The sequence below is a fragment of the Photobacterium lutimaris genome (assembly GCF_003025555.1).
Taxonomy (GTDB): domain Bacteria; phylum Pseudomonadota; class Gammaproteobacteria; order Enterobacterales; family Vibrionaceae; genus Photobacterium; species Photobacterium lutimaris.
Genome location: NZ_PYMH01000007.1, coordinates 89553 through 115430, shown reverse-complemented (window position 1 = coordinate 115430; position 25878 = coordinate 89553). Strand labels below are relative to the sequence as shown.

At 55.1% G+C, this 25878-nt stretch carries 26 protein-coding genes; 10 read left to right on the top strand and 16 right to left on the bottom strand.

The window, feature by feature from the left end; genetic code table 11:
* Positions 1-41 precede the first annotated feature (41 nt).
* The 5 genes from gmk to recG all read left to right on the top strand — a co-directional run bounded on the left by gmk (position 42) and on the right by recG (position 6002).
* Positions 42-668, top strand: coding sequence for a guanylate kinase (gene gmk / locus C9I99_RS15260; RefSeq protein ID WP_107349752.1), 627 nt, complete (start codon positions 42-44; stop codon positions 666-668).
* A gap of 51 nt (positions 669-719) precedes the next feature.
* Positions 720-995, top strand: coding sequence for a DNA-directed RNA polymerase subunit omega (gene rpoZ / locus C9I99_RS15255; protein ID WP_107349751.1), 276 nt, complete (start codon positions 720-722; stop codon positions 993-995).
* An 18-nt stretch (positions 996-1013) separates the two neighbouring features.
* The gene (gene spoT, locus C9I99_RS15250) at positions 1014-3116 is read left to right on the top strand and encodes a bifunctional GTP diphosphokinase/guanosine-3',5'-bis pyrophosphate 3'-pyrophosphohydrolase (protein ID WP_107349750.1); all 2103 of its coding nucleotides are present in this window, start codon (positions 1014-1016) and stop codon (positions 3114-3116) included.
* A gap of 78 nt (positions 3117-3194) precedes the next feature.
* Entirely contained in the window at positions 3195-3908 is a 714-nt protein-coding gene (trmH, locus tag C9I99_RS15245; RefSeq protein WP_107349749.1) for a tRNA (guanosine(18)-2'-O)-methyltransferase TrmH, read from the top strand.
* 12 nt (positions 3909-3920) lie between these two features.
* Positions 3921-6002, top strand: coding sequence for an ATP-dependent DNA helicase RecG (gene recG, locus C9I99_RS15240; protein ID WP_107349748.1), 2082 nt, complete (start codon positions 3921-3923; stop codon positions 6000-6002).
* A gap of 92 nt (positions 6003-6094) precedes the next feature.
* On the opposite strand, the gene envZ is transcribed toward recG, so the two are convergent.
* Both envZ and ompR read right to left on the bottom strand, forming a co-directional pair.
* A complete protein-coding gene (gene envZ / locus C9I99_RS15235) occupies positions 6095-7459 on the bottom strand; it encodes a two-component system sensor histidine kinase EnvZ (protein WP_107349747.1) in 1365 nt (454 codons plus the stop codon).
* 3 nt (positions 7460-7462) lie between these two features.
* Positions 7463-8182: an osmolarity response regulator transcription factor OmpR gene (gene ompR / locus C9I99_RS15230; protein WP_107349746.1), complete on the bottom strand. Its 720-nt coding sequence runs from the start codon at positions 8180-8182 to the stop codon at positions 7463-7465.
* Positions 8183-8508: 326 nt separating this feature from the next.
* Here ompR and greB point away from each other — a divergent pair, with 326 nt between their 5' ends.
* Both greB and C9I99_RS15220 read left to right on the top strand, forming a co-directional pair.
* Positions 8509-8979 carry a transcription elongation factor GreB gene (greB, locus tag C9I99_RS15225; protein ID WP_107349745.1) on the top strand — a complete coding sequence of 157 codons (471 nt, stop codon included), beginning with the start codon at positions 8509-8511 and terminating at the stop codon, positions 8977-8979.
* Between the two features lie 113 nt (positions 8980-9092).
* Positions 9093-11435 (top strand): Tex family protein, encoded by a 2343-nt coding sequence (locus C9I99_RS15220; protein WP_107349744.1) that lies wholly within the window; start codon positions 9093-9095, stop codon positions 11433-11435.
* A 75-nt stretch (positions 11436-11510) separates the two neighbouring features.
* Here the strand turns inward: C9I99_RS15220 and C9I99_RS15215 are convergent, their stop codons facing one another.
* The 3 genes from C9I99_RS15215 to bioH form a co-directional block, all read right to left on the bottom strand.
* Positions 11511-11972 (bottom strand): ATP-dependent Lon protease, encoded by a 462-nt coding sequence (locus tag C9I99_RS15215; RefSeq protein WP_107349743.1) that lies wholly within the window; start codon positions 11970-11972, stop codon positions 11511-11513.
* Positions 11973-12046: 74 nt separating this feature from the next.
* The gene (locus C9I99_RS15210; RefSeq protein WP_107349742.1) at positions 12047-12427 is read right to left on the bottom strand and encodes a hypothetical protein; all 381 of its coding nucleotides are present in this window, start codon (positions 12425-12427) and stop codon (positions 12047-12049) included.
* Positions 12428-12578: 151 nt separating this feature from the next.
* On the bottom strand, positions 12579-13343 hold the full coding sequence (gene bioH, locus C9I99_RS15205; RefSeq protein WP_107349741.1) for a pimeloyl-ACP methyl ester esterase BioH: 765 nt from the start codon (positions 13341-13343) through the stop codon (positions 12579-12581).
* A 36-nt stretch (positions 13344-13379) separates the two neighbouring features.
* Here bioH and C9I99_RS15200 point away from each other — a divergent pair, with 36 nt between their 5' ends.
* Positions 13380-14069 carry a ComF family protein gene (locus C9I99_RS15200; RefSeq protein WP_107349740.1) on the top strand — a complete coding sequence of 230 codons (690 nt, stop codon included), beginning with the start codon at positions 13380-13382 and terminating at the stop codon, positions 14067-14069.
* A 129-nt stretch (positions 14070-14198) separates the two neighbouring features.
* Positions 14199-14777: a Fe-S biogenesis protein NfuA gene (gene nfuA / locus C9I99_RS15195; RefSeq protein WP_107349739.1), complete on the top strand. Its 579-nt coding sequence runs from the start codon at positions 14199-14201 to the stop codon at positions 14775-14777.
* Positions 14778-14961: 184 nt separating this feature from the next.
* Here the strand turns inward: nfuA and C9I99_RS15190 are convergent, their stop codons facing one another.
* The 6 genes from C9I99_RS15190 to C9I99_RS15165 form a co-directional block, all read right to left on the bottom strand.
* A complete protein-coding gene (locus C9I99_RS15190; RefSeq protein WP_107349738.1) occupies positions 14962-15354 on the bottom strand; it encodes a 3D domain-containing protein in 393 nt (130 codons plus the stop codon).
* A 105-nt stretch (positions 15355-15459) separates the two neighbouring features.
* The gene (gene dinF / locus C9I99_RS15185; RefSeq protein ID WP_107349895.1) at positions 15460-16809 is read right to left on the bottom strand and encodes an MATE family efflux transporter DinF; all 1350 of its coding nucleotides are present in this window, start codon (positions 16807-16809) and stop codon (positions 15460-15462) included.
* A 160-nt stretch (positions 16810-16969) separates the two neighbouring features.
* Positions 16970-17890, bottom strand: coding sequence for a heme o synthase (cyoE, locus tag C9I99_RS15180; RefSeq protein WP_107349737.1), 921 nt, complete (start codon positions 17888-17890; stop codon positions 16970-16972).
* Between the two features lie 31 nt (positions 17891-17921).
* Positions 17922-18950, bottom strand: coding sequence for a COX15/CtaA family protein (locus C9I99_RS15175; RefSeq protein ID WP_107349736.1), 1029 nt, complete (start codon positions 18948-18950; stop codon positions 17922-17924).
* A 12-nt stretch (positions 18951-18962) separates the two neighbouring features.
* Positions 18963-19511, bottom strand: coding sequence for a cytochrome oxidase (locus C9I99_RS15170; protein WP_107349735.1), 549 nt, complete (start codon positions 19509-19511; stop codon positions 18963-18965).
* Positions 19508-20185, bottom strand: a complete 678-nt coding sequence (locus C9I99_RS15165) for an SURF1 family protein (RefSeq protein ID WP_107349734.1) — start codon at positions 20183-20185, stop codon at positions 19508-19510. The genes C9I99_RS15170 and C9I99_RS15165 overlap by 4 nt, the downstream gene beginning before the upstream one ends.
* A 29-nt stretch (positions 20186-20214) precedes the next feature.
* Here C9I99_RS15165 and C9I99_RS15160 point away from each other — a divergent pair, with 29 nt between their 5' ends.
* Positions 20215-20421: a DUF2909 domain-containing protein gene (locus tag C9I99_RS15160; protein ID WP_039457142.1), complete on the top strand. Its 207-nt coding sequence runs from the start codon at positions 20215-20217 to the stop codon at positions 20419-20421.
* Positions 20422-20443: 22 nt separating this feature from the next.
* On the opposite strand, the gene C9I99_RS15155 is transcribed toward C9I99_RS15160, so the two are convergent.
* The 5 genes from C9I99_RS15155 to C9I99_RS15135 form a co-directional block, all read right to left on the bottom strand.
* Entirely contained in the window at positions 20444-21346 is a 903-nt protein-coding gene (locus tag C9I99_RS15155; RefSeq protein ID WP_107349894.1) for a cytochrome c oxidase subunit 3, read from the bottom strand.
* A 9-nt stretch (positions 21347-21355) separates the two neighbouring features.
* Entirely contained in the window at positions 21356-21925 is a 570-nt protein-coding gene (locus tag C9I99_RS15150; protein ID WP_107349733.1) for a cytochrome c oxidase assembly protein, read from the bottom strand.
* A 14-nt stretch (positions 21926-21939) separates the two neighbouring features.
* Entirely contained in the window at positions 21940-23556 is a 1617-nt protein-coding gene (gene ctaD / locus C9I99_RS15145; RefSeq protein WP_107349732.1) for a cytochrome c oxidase subunit I, read from the bottom strand.
* A gap of 14 nt (positions 23557-23570) precedes the next feature.
* Positions 23571-24716, bottom strand: coding sequence for a cytochrome c oxidase subunit II (gene coxB, locus C9I99_RS15140; RefSeq protein ID WP_107349731.1), 1146 nt, complete (start codon positions 24714-24716; stop codon positions 23571-23573).
* A gap of 282 nt (positions 24717-24998) precedes the next feature.
* Positions 24999-25799, bottom strand: coding sequence for a class I SAM-dependent methyltransferase (locus tag C9I99_RS15135; protein WP_107349730.1), 801 nt, complete (start codon positions 25797-25799; stop codon positions 24999-25001).
* Positions 25800-25878 lie beyond the last annotated feature (79 nt).

Genomic DNA, 25878 nt, shown 5'->3' with positions numbered 1-25878 from the left:
GATAATCTGCGCGCCCTTCTATCACTGAGTGAAAATAGGCAATGAGCAAAGGTACTCTATACATCGTGTCGGCCCCAAGCGGTGCTGGTAAATCAAGTTTGATTAACGCCCTTCTTGAAACAAACCCGACCTATGACATGAAAGTATCCGTCTCTCACACCACGCGCGGTATGCGTCCGGGTGAGCAGCACGGTGTTCATTACAATTTTGTCAGCGTAGAAGAATTTACTGAACTCACAGAAAAAAGTGCATTTTTAGAGCACGCTGAAGTCTTCGGTAACTTCTATGGCACCTCTCGCCTTTGGATTGAAGAGCAGCTAAACAAAGGGATCGACGTATTCCTTGACATCGACTGGCAAGGTGCGCGTCAAATTCGCAAGCAAATGCCACAAGCGAAAAGTCTGTTTATTCTGCCGCCATCAAAAGAAGAGCTGGAGCGTCGCCTGAATGCACGTGGTCAAGACAGCGAAACTGTTATTGCCCGTCGCATGCAAGAAGCCCGCGCTGAAATCTCTCATTACAACGAATACGATTACGTGATCGTTAATGATGATTTCGATGCTGCTTTATTGGATTTTAAAGCCATCATCCGCGCTGAACGATTGAAGCAAGACAAACAAGCTGCTAAATATAGCAGCATGCTGAATGCGCTACTGGCAGAACAGTAAGTATTTTTGTACAATTTTCCCTCTTTACTTATATAACCACTGGAGTCCTCCATGGCACGCGTAACCGTTCAAGACGCTGTTGATAAAATTGGCAACCGTTTCGATCTGATCCAAATTGCTTCACGCCGCGCTCGTCAGATGCAAACTGGCGGTAAGGATCCACTGGTACCTGAAGAAAACGACAAGTACACAGTGATCGCACTTCGTGAAATCGAAGAAGGCCTAATCACTAAAGATATCCTTGATGCTCGCGAGCGTCAGGAACTTCAAGAGCAAGAAGCGGCAGAGCTAGCAGCTGTTAGCGCTATTGCCGGCGACAACCGTTAATTCAGGGAACCGGGCGAATTGTATCTTTTTGATAGCCTGAAAGAAGTCGCAATCGAATACCTGCCTGAGTCTCAAATAGAGGCGCTCAGGCAGGCGTATTTAGTTGCGCGTGATGCCCATGAAGGGCAGACCCGCTCCAGTGGCGAACCTTACATCATCCATCCCATTGCTGTTGCTCGTATCTTGGCCGAAATGCGCCTCGACTACGAAACTTTGATGGCAGCCCTCCTCCACGATGTCATCGAAGATACCGAGGTCACCAAAGACGATCTCGACAGTCGCTTTGGCTCTACCGTGGCCGAGTTGGTTGATGGCGTCTCCAAGCTGGACAAGCTGAAGTTCCGCGACCGCAAAGAAGCGCAAGCCGAGAACTTCCGCAAGATGATCATGGCCATGGCCCATGATATTCGCGTTATCCTCATCAAGCTGGCCGACCGTACGCACAATATGCGCACCTTGGGTGCCCTGCGTCCGGACAAACGCCGCCGAATTGCCCGCGAAACGCTGGAGATATTCTCTCCGCTGGCGCACCGCCTGGGTATCCACAACATCAAAACCGAACTGGAAGAACTGGGTTTCGAAGCCCTGTATCCGAACCGCTACCGTGTTTTGAAGGAAGTGGTGGCTGCCGCACGGGGTAACCGCAAAGAAATGATTAATAAGATCCACGCCGAAATTGAAGGTCGCCTCAAAGACGCGGGGATTGATGGCACGGTGCAAGGCCGCGAAAAGAACCTGTACTCCATCTACAATAAGATGAAGAACAAGGAGCAGCGCTTCCACTCGATCATGGACATCTACGCCTTCCGCGTACTGATCAAAGATCTGGATACCTGCTATCGCGTACTGGGGCAGGTCCATAACCTGTATAAGCCCCGCCCGAGCCGCATGAAAGACTATATCGCGATCCCGAAAGCCAACGGCTACCAATCGCTGCATACCTCATTGGTCGGTCCGCACGGGGTCCCGGTGGAAGTTCAGATCCGTACCGAAGATATGGACCAGATGGCCGACAAAGGTGTCGCTGCCCACTGGGCCTACAAAGACGGCGAGAGCTCAGGCACCACGGCGCAGGTCAAAGCCCAGCGCTGGATGCAGAGCCTGCTTGAGCTTCAGCAGAGCGCCGGTAGCTCGTTCGAGTTCATTGAAAACGTTAAGTCGGATCTGTTCCCGGATGAAATCTACGTCTTTACGCCGAAAGGCCGGATTGTTGAATTGCCTGTCGGGGCCACCGCGGTCGATTTTGCCTACGCGGTACATACCGATGTCGGCAATGCCTGTGTCGGTGCCCGTGTCGAGCGCCAGCCGTACCCGCTGAGCAAACCGCTGAAAAACGGCCAGACCATTGAGATCATCAGCGCACCGGGTGCCCGCCCGAATGCCGCTTGGCTCAACTACGTGGTGACGTCCCGCGCCCGCACCAAGATCCGTCAGGTGCTCAAGACCATGCGCCGCGAAGAGTCCATCACTCTTGGCCGCCGCCTGCTCAACCATGCCCTTGGTGCTATCAACATCGACCAAATTGATGAAGATAACCTGCATCAGGTACTGACTGATCTTCGCCTGGCAAACCTCGAAGACTTGCTGGCCGAAATTGGTCTGGGTGAGCTGATGAGTGTGGTCATTGCCCGCCGCCTACTGGGCAGCGCCGATGAACTGACAAACAAAGAATCGGATCAACGCCTGCCAATTCGCGGCGCTGACGGTATCTTGCTGACCTTTGCCAACTGCTGTCACCCTATCCACGGTGACCCGATCATGGCCCATGTCAGTCCAGGTAAAGGCTTGGTGATCCACCGCGAGGAATGTGCCAACATCCGTGGTTACCAGAAAGAGCCGGACAAATACATGGCGGTTGAGTGGAGCGAGGACTTCGAGCAGGAATTTGTCACCTCGCTCAAGGTCGATATGCAAAACCACCAAGGTGCACTGGCCGACTTGACCAATACCATTGCGGCAACCGGATCGAATATCCAGGGTCTGGCAACGGAAGAGAAAGACGGTCGCCTGTACACCATTACCGTGCGCCTGACCACCAAGGGACGTATCCATCTGGCCGATATCATGCGCCGGATCCGGGTCATGCCCAATGTGGTGCGTGTTTCACGTCAGAAAAATTAATCGCGCCAGCATCTCGCTTGGCCCGTCAAAAATTACAAACGCCCGTTCTCGGGCGTTTTCTTTAGGTAACATATAACAATGAGCCCAGAACGCTTCCAACGTATCCACGAGGTCCTTGCCACCCGCCAGCCAGACTTGACGGTGTGCATGGAAGAAGTCCACAAACCCAATAACGTCTCGGCGATTGTCCGTACCGCCGATGCCGTCGGGATCCACAAAGTCCATGCCGTATGGCCGAAAGACGGCATGAAAGTGCTGGGCCACACGTCGGCCGGCGCCCGCAACTGGGTCGAGCTCGAAACCCACGACACGATGGTCGATGCGGTCAGTGCACTAAAAGCGCAAGGGATGCAGGTATTGGCAACCAACCTGTCCGATACTGCGGTTGATTTTCGTGAGATCGACTACACCAAACCAACCGCTGTTATCTTGGGTGGCGAGAAAAATGGGATCACCGCTGAAGCCCTGTCGATGGCCGATCAGGATATCATCATCCCGATGGTAGGTATGGTACAGTCACTGAATGTCTCAGTGGCCAGTGCCCTGATCTTGTATGAAGCCCAGCGCCAGCGCCAAAATGCCGGTATGTATAACAGAGATAAAACCCCGCTGCCCGATGATGTGGTTCACCGCATCCTGTTCGAACGCGGCCACCCGGTACTGGCCAAGGTTGCCCGCCGCAAGGGGCTGCCTTATCCGCCACTGGACGAGAACGGCCAAATTGCTGCCGATGACCAGTGGTGGAGCATCATGCAGGCCACCGAGCCGAAAAAGAAAAAGACCTTACCATAAACGGATGTAGCGATGAGCGGAAAACTTCTCGATACCATTGCCCTGACAGAACTGTCGGGGGTCGGTGCCAAAATGGCAGAAAAACTGGAAAAAATCGGTCTGCACACGGTGCAGGATCTCCTCTTCCACCTACCGCTCCGCTACGAAGACCGCACCCGGATCTGGCCGATTGCCAGTGCGATGGCCGGTCAGCACCTGACGATTCAGGGCGAGGTGCTCAGCAGCAACATCGCCTTTGGCAAACGCCGGATGCTGACCGTCAAGATCAGTGACCAGAGCGGCAGTGCCACCCTGCGCTTTTTCAACTTCAACGCGGCGATGAAAAACAGCCTGAGCGAAGGCAAGCAGGTCAAGGCCTACGGCGAGATCAAGCGCGGCAAGTACGGGCTGGAGATCATCCACCCCGACTACAAGGTATTCTCCGAGCCTACCGAACTCAGCACCGAAGAAACCCTGACGCCGGTTTACCCGACCACCGATGGCCTACGCCAGTTGACCTTGCGTAACTTGACCGATCAAGCCATGCGCCTGCTCGACAAATCTGCGGTGCGCGAATTGCTACCGGAAGGCCTGTACGACCGCCAGATGACCCTCTCCCAAGCGCTGCACGTGATGCACCGGCCAACACCGGATGTATCGCTCGACCAACTCGAAGAAGGCAAGCACCCGGCCCAACAGCGTCTGATCCTCGAAGAGCTGCTGGCACAAAACCTGTCGATGCTGGCTGTACGCCACAAGAGTCAACGCCATGCCGCCTGGCCGCTTGCCGAAAGCAATACGCTCAAAGACAAGCTGCTAAAAAGCCTGCCGTTCACCCCAACCGGTGCCCAGCAAAGGGTGGTCGCCGATATCGAACGCGATCTTGCCGTGCCACACCCGATGATGCGCTTGGTTCAGGGTGATGTAGGCTCGGGTAAAACCCTGGTTGCCGCCCTGGCCGCACTGCGTGCGATCGAGCATGGCTATCAAGTGGCCCTAATGGCACCAACCGAATTGCTGGCCGAACAGCATGCCATCAACTTTGCCACCTGGCTCAACCCAATGGACATTGAAGTCGGTTGGCTAGCCGGCAAGCTCAAGGGCAAGGCCCGCGACAAAGAATTAGCCCGCATCGAAAGTGGCGACGCCAAAATGGTGGTGGGTACCCACGCCCTGTTCCAGGATCAGGTGGTATTCAATAACCTCACGTTGGTCATTATCGACGAACAGCACCGCTTCGGGGTCCACCAGCGCCTAGAGCTGCGCGAGAAAGGGGCCAACGGTGGTTGTTATCCGCACCAGTTGATCATGACCGCGACCCCGATTCCGCGGACCTTGGCGATGACCGCCTATGCCGACTTGGAAACCTCGGTCATTGATGAGCTGCCACCGGGCCGTACCCCGATCCAAACCGTGGCCCTGCCCGACTCACGCCGCCAGGAAATCATCGAACGCATTCGCTCAGCCTGCCTCAATGAAGGCCGTCAGGCCTACTGGGTCTGTACCCTGATTGATGAGTCCGAGGTCCTGGAAGCGCAAGCCGCCTCCGATACCGCCGACGAGCTAACGGCCCAGTTGCCGGAGCTCAATATCGGCTTGGTCCATGGCAGAATGAAACCGGCAGAAAAACAACAAGTGATGAAGCGCTTCAAGGATGGCGAGCTGCACCTCTTGGTTGCCACCACAGTTATCGAAGTGGGCGTCGACGTCCCCAACTCCAGCCTGATGGTCATTGAAAACCCCGAACGGCTCGGATTGGCCCAGCTGCACCAGTTACGCGGCCGGGTTGGCCGAGGCAATGTCGCCAGCCACTGTGTGCTGCTCTACCACGCCCCGCTATCGAAAACGGCACAGAAACGACTGGGGGTACTGCGCGAGAGCAGCGATGGCTTTGTGATTGCCCAACGCGATTTGGAAATTCGCGGTCCCGGCGAATTGCTCGGCACCAAGCAAACCGGTGTGGCCGATTTCAAAGTCGCCGATCTGATCCGTGACCAGCACCTGATCCCCCAGGTCCAGAAACTGGCCCGCTACCTGCACGATAACTACCCGGACAACGCCAAGGCGATTATCGACCGCTGGCTCGGCCAGCGGGAGAACTATTCAAATGCCTAAAGAGCGGACCGAATGCCAGGCAATAAAAAAGCGAAGGTGATATCACCTTCGCTTTTTTTACGTCACACAGCCTTGGTTAAGGCGATAAACCGTTACTTTTTGACCGGCAACTTCTTAACGAGCAAGGGCAAGCTGATCTGCACCCGCAAGCCACCTTCGCGGCGGTTGGAGACCTGAATGACCCCTTCGTACTGGTCGATGATACGTTTGACAATCGCCAGTCCCAAGCCCGTCCCTTCGGTGTCCGTACCACGTGCCGTGTCCCCACGGGTCAATGGCTGGAACATCCTTGCAACCTGCTCGGGATCAATTCCGGGACCGTCATCCTCGACACAGAACCACGCACTCTTGCGATCTGCAGCCGTACCACTGGATATCTTGACCCAACCATTGCCATAACGCTGGGCATTGACCACCAAGTTGGCGATAGAACGCTTAATTGACACCCCGTTACCGACAACAACACCGGGGATTTCGGTCAGTTCAAGCTCGATCTGGCGTTCATAACTGCCTTCGGCTTCCGCGACTTCTTCCAGCAGATAGTTAAGTTCCAGCTCTTCCTCTGCCTGCTTTTTGGTTGACTTGAGGTAGTCCATGAACTGGCTGATGATATCGTTACACTCCTCGGTGTCCTTAATCATGCTCTCGGCCAAGTAACCATCTTCCGGTGACATCATTTCGGTCGCCAAGCGGATCCGGGTCAATGGTGTACGCAAGTCGTGGCTCACCCCCGCCATTAGCAGGGCGCGATCATCTTCAAGCTGCTTGATACCCGCCGACATCCTGTTGAAAGCCTTGGTCACGGCGCGAATCTCCGATGCCCCACGTTCAGGTAATACTGGCGGCGTTTCGCCCCTAGCCACCTGCAAGGCAGCTTGCTCCAGTGCCACCAACGGTCGGTTCTGGATCCGGATAAACAACCAGCCGCCCGCAATCACCATAAAGGCAATGATCAAGCTGTAGTGGAACAGCGGCGAGAAATCATCTTCCTGCAACTCAGAGAGCGGGATCCGCATCAGGTAACCGGGTATCGACTCGCTTTTCAGCCACAGTACATAACTTTCCGCCCCCAGCACCAGACGTACCTCTGTCGGTGACTCCAGCTCCTGGGTCATCTCCTCGCTGAGATACTCAATCACGGTCGCCTTGGAAAATTCCTGCAGCTCCTCGTCATGGATCGGATCGGTCCCGTCTTCAGCGTGCAAGGTCACGCCCAATTGCTCAAGCAACTGGCGGCGCAGCGGAGTATCAAGGTGGAAGGTGTTGCCGTCGGCCAGCTCCACATCCTCCTTGAGCATCAAGCGCACTTCATAGGCGAGGATCCGGTTGAACTGCTGCAGGCTCGGCAGCAAGGCATAATTGAGGACAGCCAGATAAGAAAAAATCTGGCTGGCTATCAGCAAGCCAGCCAGAAGGATCAGTGTCCGGGTAAACGTGCTGCGTGGCGACAGTCGCATGGCTTACGCCTCGCTGCCATCCGGAACAAACACGTAACCCAGTCCCCAAACGGTCTGGATGTAACGCGGACGGCTTGGATCTTCTTCAATCATCCGGCGCAGACGAGAGATTTGAACGTCAATCGAACGCTCCATCGCCGAATATTCACGGCCACGGGCCATGTTCATCAGCTTGTCACGGGACATTGGTTCACGGGCATTGGTCACCAAAGCTTTCAATACCGCAAATTCACCCGAGGTCAGTGGCATTGACTCTTCGCCACGGAACATTTCACGGGTCCCCAGATTAAGGCGGAATTCACCGAACTCGATAACCTTGCTATCAACACTCGGGGCACCCGGTGCTTCAACGGTTTGGCGGCGCAATACGGCACGAATACGGGCCAGTAGTTCACGCGGGTTGAATGGCTTAGGCAGGTAGTCATCAGCACCAACTTCCAGCCCAACAATGCGATCCACTTCATCGCCCTTAGCGGTCAACATCAGGATCGGCAGCATGTTATTGGCGTTACGTAAACGACGACAAATAGATAGGCCATCTTCGCCCGGCAGCATCAAATCCAATACCATCAGGTGAAAGGTTTCACGGGACAATAAGCGGTCCATTTGCTCACCGTTGGCCACGCTGCGTACTTGGAAGCCCTGCTCTGACAGGTAACGCTCCAGTAGCGCACGCAGGCGCATGTCATCATCAACAACCAGAATCTTATAATTTTCCTGCATATCTCACCTTACTTGCATCGACCAAATTTATCGTGCTTTGGCCGTATTTTACTCGACGTACCCAGCGGTTAGCTGAAATTTGCCGCTAAAATGACCACTAAATTGTTACCGTTTATGTCAGAAGCGCCAGTTTTATGGTGATTTTTCTCTGTTACCGTAACAACAATCTTTGTTTACCTACCTCTTAAACTAACCTAAATTCAATGAACTATCCAAAACAATACGCATTCTGAGTGGCTGAGACTTGATCTGTACCTCGTACCGAACGACTATGTGAAACCAAGACACGTTCAGCTTTCAGCCCCCGATATAAACCGGACCCTGCAATGAAAACCAACCTCATCACCCGCGAGGGCTATGACAAACTCAAAAAGGAACTCGACTTTCTGTGGAGGGAGGAGCGTCCCGAAGTCACCAAAAAAGTCACTTGGGCTGCCAGCCTTGGCGACCGCTCCGAAAATGCCGACTACCAGTACAACAAGAAGCGCCTGCGCGAGATCGACCGTCGGGTCCGCTATCTGCGCAAGCGCCTGGAGCAAGTAAAGGTTGTCGATTATTCCCCGCAGCAAGACGGCAAGATTTTCTTTGGGGCCTTTGTCGAAATTGAAAACGACGACGGCGAGACCAAAGCGTTCCGCATTGTCGGCCCGGACGAGATTTACGGCCGCAACGACTACATCTCGATTGACTCACCCATGGCCCGCGCCCTGCTGAAAAAAGAAGTCGATGACGAGGTGGAAGTGAACACGCCGGCAGGAAAAAAAGAGTGGTTTGTCAACAGTATCCGCTATCAGTAGTTGCAGTTTGATAACGCTGTCAGATACTGACAAATCGCTAACACGCAATACCTTGCCTGCCCCCCAATCGCCCGTAGAATGGGCCTATACAAGACAACAAGAGAAATGAACGGATGAGCAATACGATCAACCAGTTGATTGCCAACGAGCTGAATGTTCGCCAGGAACAAGTCACAGCCGCAATCACTTTGCTCGATGATGGTAACACCGTGCCTTTCGTGGCCCGTTACCGTAAAGAAGTCACCGGCGGACTGGATGATACCCAGCTCCGTAACCTCGAATCTCGCCTTGGCTACCTGCGCGAGCTCGAAGACCGCCGCCAGGTGATCATCAAGTCCATTACCGAGCAGGGCAAGCTGACTGCCGCGCTCGAAGCGGCCATCAACGATGCCGACAGCAAGACCCGCTTGGAAGATCTCTACCTGCCTTACAAGCCCAAGCGCCGTACCAAAGGCCAAATTGCTATTGAAGCAGGTATTGAGCCGCTGGCCGACTCGCTGTGGGCCGATCCAAGCCAAACACCAGACGACAGTGCTTCTGCCTATGTCGATGCCGACAAGGGCTTTGCCGATACCAAAGCCGTGCTCGACGGTGCCCGCGCCATTTTGATGGAGCGCTTTGCCGAAGATGCTACGCTGCTGGAGAAAATTCGTCGCCATCTGCTATCTCAAGCCGAGCTTACCTCACGGGTGGTGGAAGGCAAAGAGCAGGAAGGAGCCAAGTTCAAGGACTACTTCGAGTACCACGAAGCGTTCAAGAATATCCCTTCCCACCGCGCTTTGGCCCTATTCCGTGGCCGTAACGAAGGCTTTTTGCAAATCAGCCTCAATGCCGATCCCAATCAGGACGAAGGCGTTCGCGGCTCCTACTGCGAAGTAATGATTGCCGACCACCTTGGGGTGACCTTGGGTACCCAGCCGGCCGATATCTGGCGTAAACAGGTGATCAGCTGGGCATGGCGGATCAAAATTGCCATGCACCTGGAAACCGAACTGATGGCGGCACTGAAGGAAAAAGCCGAAGACGGCGCGATGCAGGTGTTTGCCGACAACCTCAAGGACTTGCTGATGGCCGCACCGGCCGGCCCGCGCGTGACGCTGGCGCTGGATCCGGGTTTGCGTACCGGCTGTAAAATCGCGGTTGTCGATAGCACCGGCAAAGTCCTTGATACCGCCACTATCTATCCGCACACCGCCCGCGCTCGTGTCGCCGAAGCAGAAGCTTCCTTGCTGGCACTGCTTATCAAGCACGATGTCGATTTGATTGCGATCGGCAACGGTACTGCTTCACGTGAAACAGACAGCTTTGTTGCCAGTCTGCTCAAGGACAACAACCTCAAGATCCAAAGCGTGATGGTGAGCGAAGCCGGGGCATCGGTCTACTCCGCTTCCGAGCTGGCCGCCAATGAGTTCCCGAATCTGGATGTCTCCCTGCGTGGCGCGGTATCTATCGGTCGCCGCCTGCAAGATCCGCTGGCCGAGCTGGTTAAAATCGACCCGAAATCCATCGGTGTGGGCCAGTACCAGCATGATGTCAGCCAGAGCATGCTGGCCAAGCGCCTGGATGCGGTGGTCGAGGACTGTGTAAATGCCGTGGGTGTCGATGTTAATACTGCCTCACCGGCCTTGCTGACCCGCGTGGCAGGCCTCAACGGTACCATTGCCCAGAACATTGTTAGCTACCGCGATGAAAACGGCCGCTTCGACAGCCGCACCACGCTGAAAAAAGTCTCCCGTCTTGGGCCAAAAGCCTTCGAGCAGTGTGCTGGCTTCCTGCGGATCATGGGCGGCAAGAACCCGCTTGATAGCTCAGCGGTGCACCCGGAATCCTATGCCGTGGTCAAGAACATTGCGGCGGCCAACGACAAGGCGCTCGATGCGATCATCGGCAACAGCGAGTTCCTGCGCACGGTCAAGGCCGCAGACTACACCGATGAGAAATTCGGCCTGCCGACCGTCACCGATATCATCAGCGAGCTCGATAAGCCGGGCCGCGATCCGCGTCCCGAGTTCAAGACCGCCACCTTCGCCGAAGGGGTCAACGAGGTCAAAGATCTGATCCCGGGCATGGTACTTGAAGGGGTGATCACCAATGTCACCAACTTCGGTGCCTTCGTCGATGTCGGTGTCCACCAGGATGGTCTGGTACATATCTCGGCGCTGTCGGACAAGTTTGTCTCCGACCCGCGCGAAGTGGTCAAGGCCGGCGATATCGTCAAGGTCAAGGTGATGGAAGTGGACTTGCAGCGCAAACGCATCGGCATGTCGATGCGCCTAAGCGATGAGCCGGGCCAGGACAACAAGCCGGCTCGCAAGCCGCAGGGCGAGCGTTCACCGGGCAACCGTCCACAGGGCAATCACCAGTCACGTCAGCGCCAGAACAAACCGGCTGACAATGGCAACAACGCGATGGGCGGTGCATTCGCAGCCGCTTTTGCCAACGCCAAGAAGAAATAGCAAAGGGCTAACCTTTGGATATAACAAAAAAGCCAGCATGAGAATGCTGGCTTTTTTTAGATTCTAGGATCACGGTTACAACACCACCAAATATTCCGTTGGCGGGTTGGGCACTGTGGCTTGGGCATACTTGTGGGCAACGACACCCTTGGTGCGCTCTGACTGGCTGATCTGCTCCAGCGCTTCGAGTAACTCTCGCGGCAGCTTAATATGCATGGAGTACCCCAGATCATTCACATCGGCGAGGTAGCTGTCAGCCGACAGGGCCTTAACCAGCATCTCCATCGATTCTTGATAGCCGTAATGCTTTTCTTCAACGGCTTGCTGCTGGTAATTGGGGTGTTCGGCGGGATCCCATGATGGCTTCTTGAGCTGCTTCTCTTCACTACTCAGCGCCCGCTCTTGGGCAGATGACTGCATCTCAGTCGTGGGGACGATTTTCTCGCGTACACGATTATCCCGCGCGGTTTGCTCAGTTGGCGGGTTAATCGTCGGGGCAACAGCTGGCGCGCCCACCTGTACGGGAGTGACTAACATGCTGGTACATCTCTCCTGTCATCTGTGCATCAGGCTGCGGGCGGTATTGAAATAGGCAGTACGTATTCAAGCTGTCAGGCAACGGCCAGCAAAACGGTCGCAACCGTACCCGCTGCCGCCAGCCACTGTCCGGCGTTGTAAAAACCGTCGCTGTTGGCTTTAACCTCATCAGGATGATCCATTCCCAACGCACCATAGGCAAAGGCTTCAGCCTTATCTCCGATGTCTTCTTCCGCCGTTTGCCGCTGGGCCTTCTGCGCCGCGGCATCATCAGCCTGCAGCTGGCGTGCCTGGTCTGAAATCGACACCTTGGTCTGGCTAGCCGGCATATTATCATTTTGTTTGGCCACGCCAGTGGCTGCCGTATTCTTTGCCTCACGAATATCAGGCTGCGCTGCAGTCTGAAGACTTGCCGGGGTATAAGTGGCCGAATTGTTGATAGTGCCGATTGTCATGTTGGTTTTCCCTCTCCACCATAGCGCTAAAGCAAAAAAACAACGTCAAAATTTTGCTCTAAAAGTGCTATCGGCCCAAACGGCAAAAAGTTTAGGCCGAACAGGTCATGAGCATCATAAATATCTACTCATGCTAGGCGCTTAATTCATACTACCCCGTAAATGCTTTTAGCGTATCGATAAATTCATCAGGATGGGAGATGAACGGCGCATGGGAAGCGGCAGCAAACACATGTTGCTGTGACTGCGGGGCTAGCTTATCAAGATCACGGGCAACTTTGGCCGGGACCAAGCCATCCAACCGGCCATACAAGCGCAGCCAGGGCTGGGAAATCGCGGCCAGTTCTGGCCGTAAATCCACCTCGGCCAGCATCTCTAACCCCAATGCCAAGGCCGTCGGCTCGGGCTCGGGCCGGGACAATACCGCTTCCTTGAGATGGCGAATATCCTGTCTGGCCGATGGGCTGCCCATCGCCTGCAAGGCCATAAAGCGCTCTATTGTCGTGCGAAAGTCCACATCGAGCTGACGGCGAAAATCGGCCAGGACTTCCGGTTTGATCCCCCGCCACGCCTTTTCCGCGGCAAAACACGGCGAGCTCGCGACGGTTACCAACTGCTGCACCCGGTCCGGCGCCTGCAGCGCGGCGGTCGTGGCAATCAAGCCGCCCAATGACCAGCCCAGCCACGTTGCCTGCGCTGGTGCTTGCTCCAGCAGCATACCGGCAATTTCATCGACGCCGGCAGCACAATGGGGCTGACTGTGTCCATAACCCGGCAGATCAACCACATGCACCCGGTAATGCTGGGCCAGCGTTGGCAGTACCTGCTGCCACACGGCACCGTTCATTCCCCAACCATGAATGAGAAGTAGATCGGAACCTTGGCCTTGCGTTTGCCAATGAAGCTCAGTGGTCATCTATATTTCCTTTATTTGCGCCTTGGAATGACTCGGATGGTATCGCTTATTACTCAATTCACCAACTTTCTGCGCCGCGACCACCGCTGCCAGCTATGCCAGCTTCCTGTCACAGGGCCGCATCCTATATGGTGCCAGCATTGCCTGGCTCGCTTTCCATGCCCGCCATATTGCCGCCACTGCGGCCATACCCTGCTGCAGGATGCCGACCAGTGCGGTCATTGCCTCAATGCCCCTCGCCCATGGCAGCGCTTTTACCGCGTCGGCGAATACCAATTTCCCTTGCGCCAGGTGATCCACCAGTTCAAGTTCCAACGACAATTCTGGCTGGCCTCTCCGCTCGGCGAGCTGTTGGCGCAACAAATCGATGATCCGGCCCCGTTATTGCTGCCCATCCCCCTGCACCCGATCCGCCGCCTACAACGTGGTTTCAACCAAAGCAGCCTTATCGCCCAAGTCATCGCCCAGCGTACCGGCAGCCGCCTTGCAACCCGTCGATTGCGACGCCAACGCTATACCGCACCTCAGCACCGCCTCAGCAAGACGCAGCGCCAGCATAACCTCGAGCGGGCCTTTACCCTTACCGCTAAGGCGCTGCCTCGTCATGTTGCCCTTGTCGATGATGTTGTTACCACCGGCAGTACCGTTGCCGGTGCGGCAACCCTGCTGCACCAGCACGGTGTCGAGCGGGTCGATATCTACTGCCTGTGCTATACCCCTGCGTGAAAGTTTTCAAGAAAATCATCGAGATCTGTGTCGAAATCATAGTTGCAACGATTAATGGGTGATAGAAAGGGCAGCAAAGAGTAGAATAGAATTAATCTTACTAAATAAGTCAGGTATTACGTCGTGTCTATGATTACTATTACTGAGAATGCTCAACAGCACTTCGGCAAACTTCTGGCCCAGCAGCCTGAAGGGACAAACATCCGTGTATTCGTGGTAAACCCTGGGACCCAAAATGCAGAGTGCGGCGTGTCCTACTGTCCACCGGAAGCAGTGGAAGCCAGTGACACCGAAATCAAATTTGACCTGTTTTCAGCTTTCGTTGATGAGCTGAGCTTGCCGTTCCTTGAAGATGCCGAGGTTGATTTTGTCACCGACAAAATGGGCTCGCAGCTAACGCTCAAAGCACCGAATGCCAAGGTACGCAAGGTGTCTGATGACGCCTCGCTGATGGAGCGTGTCGACTACGTGATCCAAACGCAGGTTAACCCGCAATTGGCAGGTCACGGTGGTCATGTATCACTGGCTGAAATTACCGAAGATGGCGTCGCTATCCTTCAGTTCGGCGGTGGTTGTAATGGCTGTTCAATGGTCGATGTGACCCTGAAAGAAGGTATTGAAAAAGAGTTACTGGCCCAGTTTGCCGGTGAACTGACTGGCGTTCGCGATGTTACCGAGCACGCCCGTGGTGAGCACTCTTACTACTAGCAGCTTACTCTAAGCAAAGTACATAAAAAAAGCGAGAGCCAAGGCTCTCGCTTTTTTGTATACCAAACGGAATAGGGCCGCTCCCAAAGAAGGCTTATACGCTTGGTATTCTCTCGAATCTGAAAAGATAGCGGTTCTAGCGATTAACTAGAACCGTTATGTTTTCAGGTTTTTGATACCGTCATTATGACTTCACAACGGTAATGGTCACATTGCGGCGCCCCCAATTCCTGGCAGCTTTGATATCCTGACCCATGTAGATATCAATCTTGTTGCTCCAGCGCTTGTTCATCTTGTCCAGCACCACATATTCACCCGGCAGGCCGGAGATTTTAACGATGGTGCCACGCTTGAAGCCCCTGCCCAGAAAATCTCGGGAAATCGCGATGGCTTTCATCCCCGGTTTGAGCCTATCCCCCCAAGCCGCTATCGATGGATTGGAGTTGGTCTGAGCCCGAACCGAGTTATACGCTGTTGCCGTAACCTTGTATGATTTGCCCTGGATAGCGGCCGTCGCTGGCGCGACCCAACTTATCGTCATTACCGCTAAAAAAAGTGCCAATACTGCGTTTCTCATTTATCCTCCCAGGTGACAGAATTGTTCGCATTTTAAACAGATCATGTCTCACCTGGGTAGCTTTTTTTGCCGCAAAATTGAGCAAATTAAGTCAATTCATCCTAACTATTTGTTTGTATTAGTTGGTTGCAGGAAAATATTTTTTTGCCACTGATAGGCAAATACCACGGCCAAACCGATCCCCCGCATAGCCATGAATCCCAGCATCGCGCCCCAGAGTGCGTGATTACCAAAGCCGGCCAGCAACCACCAGATCGCAAAATAACAACAGGTGGCAACGAACATGCTATTGCGCATCTCCCGTCCCCGGGTCGCCCCAATGAAGATACCATCGAGCAAGAAACACCACATCGCGACCAGCGGCACAGCGGCCAACCAAGGGACATACTGGGCCGCTTCTTGTTGTACGGCCGGAATATCAGAAACCAGGGCAATGATGTCACGGCCGAAGATGGCAAACGCCAAGGTCAGCACCAAGGAGATCACCAAGCTCCAGAACGTCGTGCCGACTAAACTGCGACCAAGCTCGGCACGGTTACGGGCACCGATCGCCTTACCAACCATCGCCTCCATGGCATAGGCAAACCCATCCATGGCGTAGGAGACCAGCATCAAGAAGCTCATCAGTACCGCATTGGCTGCCACCACATTGTCACCGAGTGTGGCCCCCTGGAATGTCATGAACGTGAATGTTAATTGCAGGCACAGGCTACGTAGGAAGATATCGCGGTTGAGCTTGAGCAGTCGAGCGATGCCATTGCGCATGCTGCCCAGCTTACTTCGCCATGCCGGCAGCGCTTGGCTCAGCCATTGGCGCGAGACAAACCATAGTCCCAATACCAGTCCGCTGTATTCGGCCAGTACCGATGCGGTGGCCGCCCCCTGCACTTTCCAGCCAAAGCCGAGGACAAACAGGACATCCAAGCTGATATTGACCACGTTGGTCACAATCAACAGCCACATCGGCAGCTTGGCATTCTGGCTACCTAGCAGCCACCCCATGATGACAAAGTTTGCCAACGCCGCAGGCGCGCCCCAAATGCGGATCGAGAAATATTGCTCGGCATAGGTTTTCACTTCGCTGCTGGCCGAGCTGAAATGGAAGATCAGATCGGCTACCGGCCGGTGGAACACAATCAGCACCAGCGCCATCAACCACGCCAAGGCGATACCCTGGATAAAAACAGTTGCCTGGGCGTCGCGATCAGAAGCGCCATAGGCCTGGGCGCTGAGTCCGGTGGTGGCCATCCGCAAGAAGCCCAGCAGCCAGAACGTCACATTGATCATGGTCCCGCCGACGGCAACCCCACCAAGATACCAAGCATGCTCGAGATGTCCGATCACCGCCGCATCGACCAAACCCAGCAGGGGAACCGTAATGTTCGACAACACCATCGGCAGTGCCAGGGCAAACACCTGACGGTGCAATGTTCTATCTCGCAATGCTTGCAGCACAACAACCTCAACTCTCGATATCCGGCCCGCGATTATCTGGTGTTCAGACACAAATAAAAAGCCCCCATGGATAAAATCCACAGGGGCTATTCCCAGTCTGCAGGATGGGAATATTCCGACGAGTGCCTAATGCGGCGAGTAAGCCACCATTAATCCACGATTAAACCAGCAGCGCTGCCAACCAATGATCGGCCAACAAGACCATGAACAGTGCCAGCAAATGCCAAATCGAATACTTGAAAGTCGCCCATGCATGGCCGGGTTCATCGGCAAATTTCAGCTTGAGCGCATAGCCAATAAACCCAAGGTTCAGCACGCTGCTACCCGCCAAGTACAACCCGCCGCTCATCCCGGTCAGCCAGGGCAACAGGCCCACCAAGGCCAGCATCAAGGTATACAGTAGCACCATGGTCTTGGTGTAGCCAATACCGTGGGTCACCGGCAGCATCGGGATCCCCGCCTTGGCATAATCATCACGGCGATGGATAGCCAGCGCCCAGAAATGCGGCGGGGTCCAGGTAAACACCAGCATCACCAGCAGCAGCGCATGGGAGTGCAGTTCACCGGTTACCGCCGTCCAACCGAGCAAGGGCGGCGCCGCACCGGCAAGGCCACCGATCACGATATTCTGCGGCGTGGCATGCTTGAGCCAAACGGTATACACCAAGGCATAGCCAATCAAGCTGGCGAACGTCAGCCAGGCGGTCAGGGCATTGAGTTGCCATAGCACCACAAAGCCGGCCACCATCAGCACGCAGGCAAAAATGACGGCTTTATGGGTTTCGACCCGGCCTTTTGCCAGCGGGCGATGATAGGTCCTTGCCATCTTGGCATCAAAACGGCGATCCAACACATGGTTGAAGGCCGCCGCCGCTGCCGATTGCAGACCGATCCCAACCAAGCCGAATACCACCGCCTTGAGCGGCGGGATCCCCGGCACCGCCAGACACATCCCGACCAATGCTGTCAGCAACAACATGGCAACCACTTTAGGCTTGGTCATGGTCAGATAGTCCTGCCACACCCTTGCCGATGACAGGGGCTTATACCCCCCTTTAACTACAACCTGACTCTTTGCCATGTTCAGGCCCTCCTTTGGCTATGTGTCACTCTCAGCTACCCATCCGGGATGCCACATTGTTGGGATATCGGCCTGCCAGCCTCATCCGGTATACCTGCATATTCACCGCCACCAGAGATAACAACAGCAAGACGCCGGTGACGTTATGGGCCACAGCGACTGATAACGGCAAACTGGCCACAATATTGGTGATGCCAAGGCCAATTTGTCCGGCTAACACCAACAGCATCATCACCGCCACTCCTCGAAGCGCTCTATGCCGCCACAACAAGCATGCAAGCACAAACAACACCCCAGCCGTCACCATCGCCCCCATCCTATGGGTCACATGGATAGTGACCCGCTGCTGGTAATCCAGCACCCCGTACTGATAGGTATCATGTTCTGGCTGGATCAAGGCAAAGGCCGAGGCGTCAAACCCCTGTTGCCAATCCACTTCACACAACGGCAGCTGGGTACAAACCACGGCCGCGTAATTGGCTGCCGTCCAGCCCCCTAGCGCGATCTGGCCCACCACCACCAGCAAGCCGAGCAGAGCAAAGGCCTGCAGGCCACTGCTGCTCTGGGCTGAAGAGGTATGTGACGGCGTCCGGCCCAGCCGCAGCCACAGCAGGAACAAAAGGGAAGCGGTCGTAAACCCACCCAGCAAGTGCGCCATGACGACCACGGGCATCAACACCATGGTGACGGTCCACATCCCGAGTAAGGCCTGGAAGATGACCGTCGCCAGCAGCAAGGCTGGCAGCCCCTTGGGCCGGGAAGGCTTGCGCCACGCCAGGATATTGAGCGCTAAAATCATCAAGCCCAAAGTACCAGCGACATAGCGATGCAGCATTTCGTTCCAAGCCTTGCCAGCTTCCAGCGGCGCATCAGGGAAACGCGATGCCGCCAGCGCTTGCTGAGTTTCATTCTGCGGCACCCCGGCAAAGCCATAGCACCCCGGCCAATCCGGACAGCCTAGCCCCGCCTCGGTAAGACGGGTGTAGGCACCAAGGGCAATCACACACAGTGACAGCGCAAAAGTCAGAGCGACCCACAATCGATAATGATCTTGTTTCATCCCATGCTCTCCCTAGCCGATTTTGGAAATTTTCAGCAGCCGCTTGAGATCCCTCAGCACATCCTTGCCCTGTGCCAATACCGCCACCTGCCCCTTAACCAAAGGGTAGGCCATCATCACATTACCGAGCGGATCGGCGATATAAATTGCCTTGCCACCGTATTCCAGAGTCTTGAGCTGGTTAACCACGTAATCGGGCACCTGGCGCTGATCGAGGCCGGAAAGCTGCTTTTTGACAACAGAGGGTTGTCCGTCAAGCATGTCACCATCAATCAGCAATACGCTGCTGAGCCGGTCTTGATCGGCCCCAACGGCCTGCGGCACCTGCCGCAGGTTGAACAAGGCCCCCTGACACAGTTCACCGCACTCATCCGGCAATAGATAAATCAATTGCCATTGCTTGCTCTCGCCCAGCCAGTCAGAGGCGATAGGTGACTCCAGCAGTTCACCGCGGTTGGTCACCCCACCCTGGTACCAGTTGAGATCCAGCACCAGCTTGGCCAGAATCACCGGCAGGGCGAAGGCACCTAAAAGTAGTAGCAACGTTCCCTGTTTCTTCATGGTTTACTCCGTCTCAGCCACCAAAATGCAAGCCCTGATACCGCCAGCGCCATCAAAAACCACTGCAGCGCGTAGGCATAATGTTTATGCGGTCCCATCACCACCGGGATCCAAGTCTGGTTTAGTGCTAGCGGGCTGCTCGGGTCTATCTGCAACACCCAAGGTGGAAGGGACAAATCCATGTGTTGACTCAAGTCCGCCATACTGATGTTCTGTACCCTCAAAGGATACCCCTGTCCCATCACCTCAGCCGCCAATTCCAGCAAGGAAGATGGCGGGGCGATAATGCCGCTGACCATCACCTCACCGTGATACTCCGGTAGTACCGGGATCTGCTCCCGGTATACCGGTGCCGCAATCCAGCCCAAATTCACCAGTACCCATCCCTCATCGACAGCAAAAGGGTAAAGCACGTGGTAACCCGGGCGACCTTGGTAGAGTTGATTATCCAGCAGCACCGCCTTGCTGTGATCAAATTCCCCTCTCAAGGTCAAACTGTACCAGCGCGGATCCGACGGTAAGCTCGCCAAGCTGTAATACATCTGCTCGCTGCGAAATTTCAGCGCATGACCCAGGCTTTCTTTTTCCTGAGCGCGGGTCATTTGCCAAAATCCCAACTTGACCAATGTCATCAGTACCGCCACAGTAAAAAGAATAAAACCTATCCGACGCATGATTCACCCAGTCCTGACCGGAGACCTCTATGTTGCTGAAAGCCCTGATTGTTTGCCTGTTGATTTTTATCGTACTGAATCTGTTCCGTGCCCTGCCGGTAATGCTCAAAGGCAAGCAGGACCAACCGATGTCACGCCACCTCGGACGCCGGGTGCTATTCTCCGTCTTCCTGTTCGCGCTACTGCTGATTGCACTGGCCAGCGGCTACATCACCCCCAACCCAAGGCCTTACTAGAGGCCCCTTTTCGCCTCTAGCCTTACAGGATATAAACAAACACAAACAGCCCGAGCCAGACCACGTCGACAAAGTGCCAATACCAAGCGCCAGCCTGAAAGGCAAAATGCTTCTCGGGAGTGAAATGTCCCCGCAATACCCGCAGCCACACAATAAACAAAATCAGGGTACCGAGCGTGACATGCAGGCCGTGGAAGCCCGTCAGCATAAAGAAGGTATTGCCGTAAACGCCGGCATCAAGTGTCAGGCCCATATCTTCATAGGCGTGGACATACTCCACCCCCTGCAGATAGACGAACAGTGAACCGAGCAACACGGTCAACAACAAGAACAGCTTGAGCTTGGGCCGGTTATCCTGCTCCAGTGCGGTATGGGCAATATGTACCGTTACCGATGACACAAGCAGGATCAGGGTGTTGTAGAGCGGCAGGCCAATCGGCCCCATTGCCGTTGTCTCGGTGCCACCCGGCGTCATGACCAAAGGCCACTGGGCAATGAACTCAGGCCACAGCACCTCATGGGTCATGGCGTTGTTGCCGGCCCCACCCAACCATGGCACCGCAATCATTCGGGCATAGAACAAGGCACCGAAGAAGGCAGCAAAGAACATCACTTCGGAGAAAATGAACCAGCTCATACCCTGGCGGAAAGAGCGATCCATCTGGCGGCTGTAAAGCCCCCCCATCGATTCGGCAATCACATCGCGGAACCACCCCACCAGCATGATCAGCAGCAAGCCAACCCCGGCCAGTAAAATCCACGGCCCCTGACCGCCGAAGAGATCCCCCACCGTTGCCCCTGCCCCCATTGCGATCAGGAATAAGGCAATCGCACCGATAATCGGCCAGCCACTGGCTTCGGGCACATAGTAGTTCTCGTGGGGAGGTGTCACGGATTGATCATGTTCAGAATAAGGGTTCGCCATCATTCAACCTCATTGCGTTTGTGCCGGCGCATCCGGCTGGGCGTTGTAAAGGGTATAGGCTAGGGTCAAGGTGTTGATATCGTCCGGCAGCTCCGGATCGACATAGAACACCAAAGGCAAACTGGCTGTTTCACCGCCCGCCAGCGGCTGGCGGTTGAAACAGAAACATTCGATTTTGTTCAGGTAGCGGGCCCCCATCCCCGGACTGACCGAGGGGACAGCCTGACCGACAGTACTCTGCCCGCTCAAGTTCTTGGCCCGGTAGGTAATGGTATGGGTTTGGCCGGGATTGACCACCAACTGCGTGATCTCCGGCTCAAATGTCCACTGCACCCCGGGATTGATATACGAAACAAACTCCACGGTGATCTCGCGACTGGTATCCACCCGCTCACTGGCGGCAGCCTGCGTATCTGCCGTTTTGCCGTTGATGCCGGTAATGTCGCAGAACACGTCATACAGCGGGACCAAGGCAAACGCGAAACCAAACATCGCGACGGCCATCAAGGTCAGCGACCAGATCGAACGTTGCTTTTTACTCCCCGAGCCTGAAGCGGGATCGGTCTTAGGTTTATCCATGGGTAACCCTCCGCTTAATCCACTTTGGGTGGCGTTGAGAAGGTATGGTGCGGTGCCGGTGAAGCTACCGTCCATTCCAACCCTTCAGCACCATCCCACGGCTTGGCAGCCGCCTTCTCGCCACCGCGGGCACACTTGATCACCACCGCGAGGAAAATCAGCTGGGACAGGCCAAACAGGAAACCGCCGACACTGACCACGGCATTGATATCGGCAAACTGCAGCGCATAATCCGGGATCCGACGCGGCATGCCGGCGAGGCCCAAAAAGTGCATCGGGAAGAACAGGATATTGACCGAGACAATCGAGCACCAGAAGTGCCACTTGGCCAGCTTCTCATCGAACATGTACCCGGTCCATTTCGGCAACCAGTAATACGCTGCGGCCATAATGGAGAAGATCGCCCCCGACACCAGCACATAGTGGAAGTGGGCGACCACAAAGTACGTATCGTGGTACTGGAAGTCAGCCGGGGTAATAGCCAGCATCAACCCGGAGAAGCCACCAATGGTAAACAGGACGATAAAGGCAATGGCAAACAGCATCGGGACTTCGAAGGTCAACGAGCCGCGCCACATGGTCGCCACCCAGTTGAACACCTTGACCCCGGTCGGCACCGAGATCAGCATGGTGCAATACATGAAGAACAGCTCAGCAGCCACCGGCATCCCAGTGGTGAACATATGGTGGGCCCATACCAAGAAGCTCAGTCCGGCAATCGACGCCGTGGCATAGACCATCGAGCTGTAACCGAAGAGTTTCTTGCGGGAAAAAGCCGGCACTATCGCCGAAATAATACCGAAGCTCGGCAAAATCATGATGTACACTTCCGGGTGGCCAAAGAACCAGAAGATATGCTGGAACATCACCGGATCGCCCCCGCCGGCGGCATCAAAGAAGCTGGTGCCAAAGTACTTGTCGGTCAACACCATGGTCACCGCCCCAGCCAATACCGGCATCACGGCAATCAGCAGAAAGGCGGTGATCAGCCATGTCCAGACAAACAGCGGCATCTTCATGTAAGTCATGCCCGGTGCCCGCATGTTGACGATGGTGACGATGACGTTAATCGCCCCCATAATCGAGCTGATCCCCATGATGTGGATGGCAAAGACAAACAGGCCGGTACTCTCCGGGCTGTAGGTGGTCGACAGCGGGGCATAGAAGGTCCAGCCAAAATTAGGCCCGCCTCCCTCCATAAACAACGAAGCCAGCAACATGGTGAACGCAAAAGGCAGGATCCAGAAACTCCAGTTGTTCATCCGCGGCAAGGCCATATCCGGCGCGCCGATCATCAGCGGGACCATCCAGTTTGCCAACCCGGTAAACGCCGGCATCACCGCACCGAATACCATGATAAGGCCGTGGACCGTGGTCATCTGGTTGAAGAAGTTAGGCTCTACCAGCTGCAGCCCAGGCTGAAACAGCTCGGCCCGGATCACCATTGCCATTGCCCCGCCAATCAGGAACATGGCGAAACTGAACATCAGATACAGCGAGCCGATATCCTTGTGGTTGGTAGTAAACAGCCAGCGCTTGAGACCGGTCTGGTGGTGTTCATGATGCTCATGCTGCTCATGCTCGGTCTGGGTATCCTCGACCTCGGTTTGCTCACGCAACATATCCGTCATCGTCCCTCTCTCCCTTATAGATCCTGACCGTCCATCACAGCCTGCACTTCAGCAGCCTGGATGGTGTCTCCAGTATTGTTATCCCAGGCATTGCGCTCGTAAGTGATCACCGCTGCCAATTCTTTGAGGCTCAACTGCGGGCCAAATGCCTGCATCGCCGTTCCCTGCTTGCCGTGGACCACAATACTGATGTGCTCAAGCTTGGCATTGGGATCAACCGATAGCCCCTGCCCTGCCAAGCCAGGAAATGCCCCCGGCAGGCCCTGGCCATTGGCCTGGTGGCACATCGCACAGCGGGTGTTGTAGACCTGCTCGCCCAGCGTCATCAATTCATCCATATCCATCTGCATCGCCAGCAGGCGCTGCTCTTCTTCCCGCGCCTGCTGCTGGGCGACCTTGGTCGTTTGCAGCCACTCTTCATAATCGGCCTGTGACTTGGCAATCACCACCACCGGCATAAAGCCGTGATCCTTGCCGCACAACTCGGCACACTGGCCACGGTAGATCCCGGGCTCATCGATACGGGTCCAGGCTTCGTTGATAAAACCCGGGTTGGCATCTTTCTTCACCGCAAAGTCCGGTACCCACCAGGAGTGAATGACATCTTGCGAGGTGATCAGGAAACGCACTTTCTTGCCTACCGGCAGCACCAGCGGCCGATCGACTTCTAGCAGGTAATTGCTGCGCTTTTCACGTTCATTGGTGATCTGGGCTTGGCTGGTTGCCAGCAGGGAATAGAATTCGACATCCTCATCGAAATAGCGGTAATGCCACTTCCACTGCGAGCCGGTGACCTGAACCGTCATGTCCGCTTGAGTGGTATCTTCCATTGCCAATAACGTCTTGGTGGCAGGCACTGCCATAATGATGAGGATAACGAACGGGATCACCGTCCAGAGGATTTCAACCTTGGTACTTTCGTGGAAGGAAGCAGCAACCGCCCCTTTTGACTTGCGGTGGTGGATGATAGACCAGAACATCACCCCGAAGACCACCAGACCGATCACTACACAGATGTAGAAAATCGTCATATGGAGATCAAACACCCGCTGACTGACTTCGGTCACTCCCTGAGTCATATTCAGCGGCATGGGTTGAACGTCTGCCTGTGCTGGCACAACCAGCAAACCAAACAGACAGCACATCAGATGGCGAATCATCACCCGGCTCCCTCCTATCCTTTTCCTATCAAATACCCCCGTGAACACGAAATAGTTCATCGGGGCAGCGCAAAATGAGTCTGGGTCTTCCCTGCAAACATCGCCGATGAGGTGTCACCCCGCCAGGCGATTAACAGTTTGTTTACATTTAACTTAGGACAGGATCGTGAGATCACGCAAAAAAATCGAACGGATAAATAGAGAAAATAACCAAGCTGGCATATTGCATGCTAGACATGAACTGGGAACAAATTAGCAGCATCGTTGTGCCACTTTTAAGAATTACAGATGAATATGCAGTAATACCGGCAAGATGCGGAATTTCACCCCGGGGATCCGCGCTAACCAACGCTGCCAGCCGCGCCAACGCGAACAGGCACTATCCATCGGGCTATAGCATCCGACCGCCGTTGCCCAGGGTAACCACTGCAGCAATTTACGGCGCGGATCGCGCATAGCATGACCAAGAGGTTTATCGACGCCCATTTTGCCAGACAACGGCGAATGGCACAGATCCCCGGCAACCACCAGACACAGTTCAAACCGGCCAAAATGACAGGCGATGGACTGAACAACATGGGCCAGCTCGGCCTCGCTAGATGCCAGCAAGGCGTGATCGCACAGCACCATGATCGGTGCCCCGGACATCGGCGGCAAAGCCTGCAGCCAAGACAAATCAGTGGTTGAACCAGGTAGCATCCGGTAGCGCTCGCTACGGTGAAACAGGCGCTGCCGCCACAGCAAGTTCTCACCGACATCGATATCGAACCAACGACAGCGGCCGTTATCAACCCGATAGAAACGGGTATCAAGGCCACTGCCAAGATTGATGATCCGCCCACCGGGGTGACGACGGAGAAAGTGTTGAATTTGGCGATCGCAAACCCGCGTCAAGCTGGCGTGCAGCAGTTGCTGCTGGGATACATTGCCCTGAAGGCATTCGGGCTTGAGGCTACATTGGGTACAAGCGGCAGCAGCGACGGGATCATAAATTAGGCGATCATCTGCCAAGCTTTCACGGCTACGAAGCCAAAGCGGCTGAAGCAGATCTGCGGGAATATCATGGCGGGCGGTCTCAGTCATTATCATCTCCTTTTGATATGGAGATGATAATGACTATCATTAGCACTTGTAAAGCGGTAATGCCGATTGATTAAGTAGG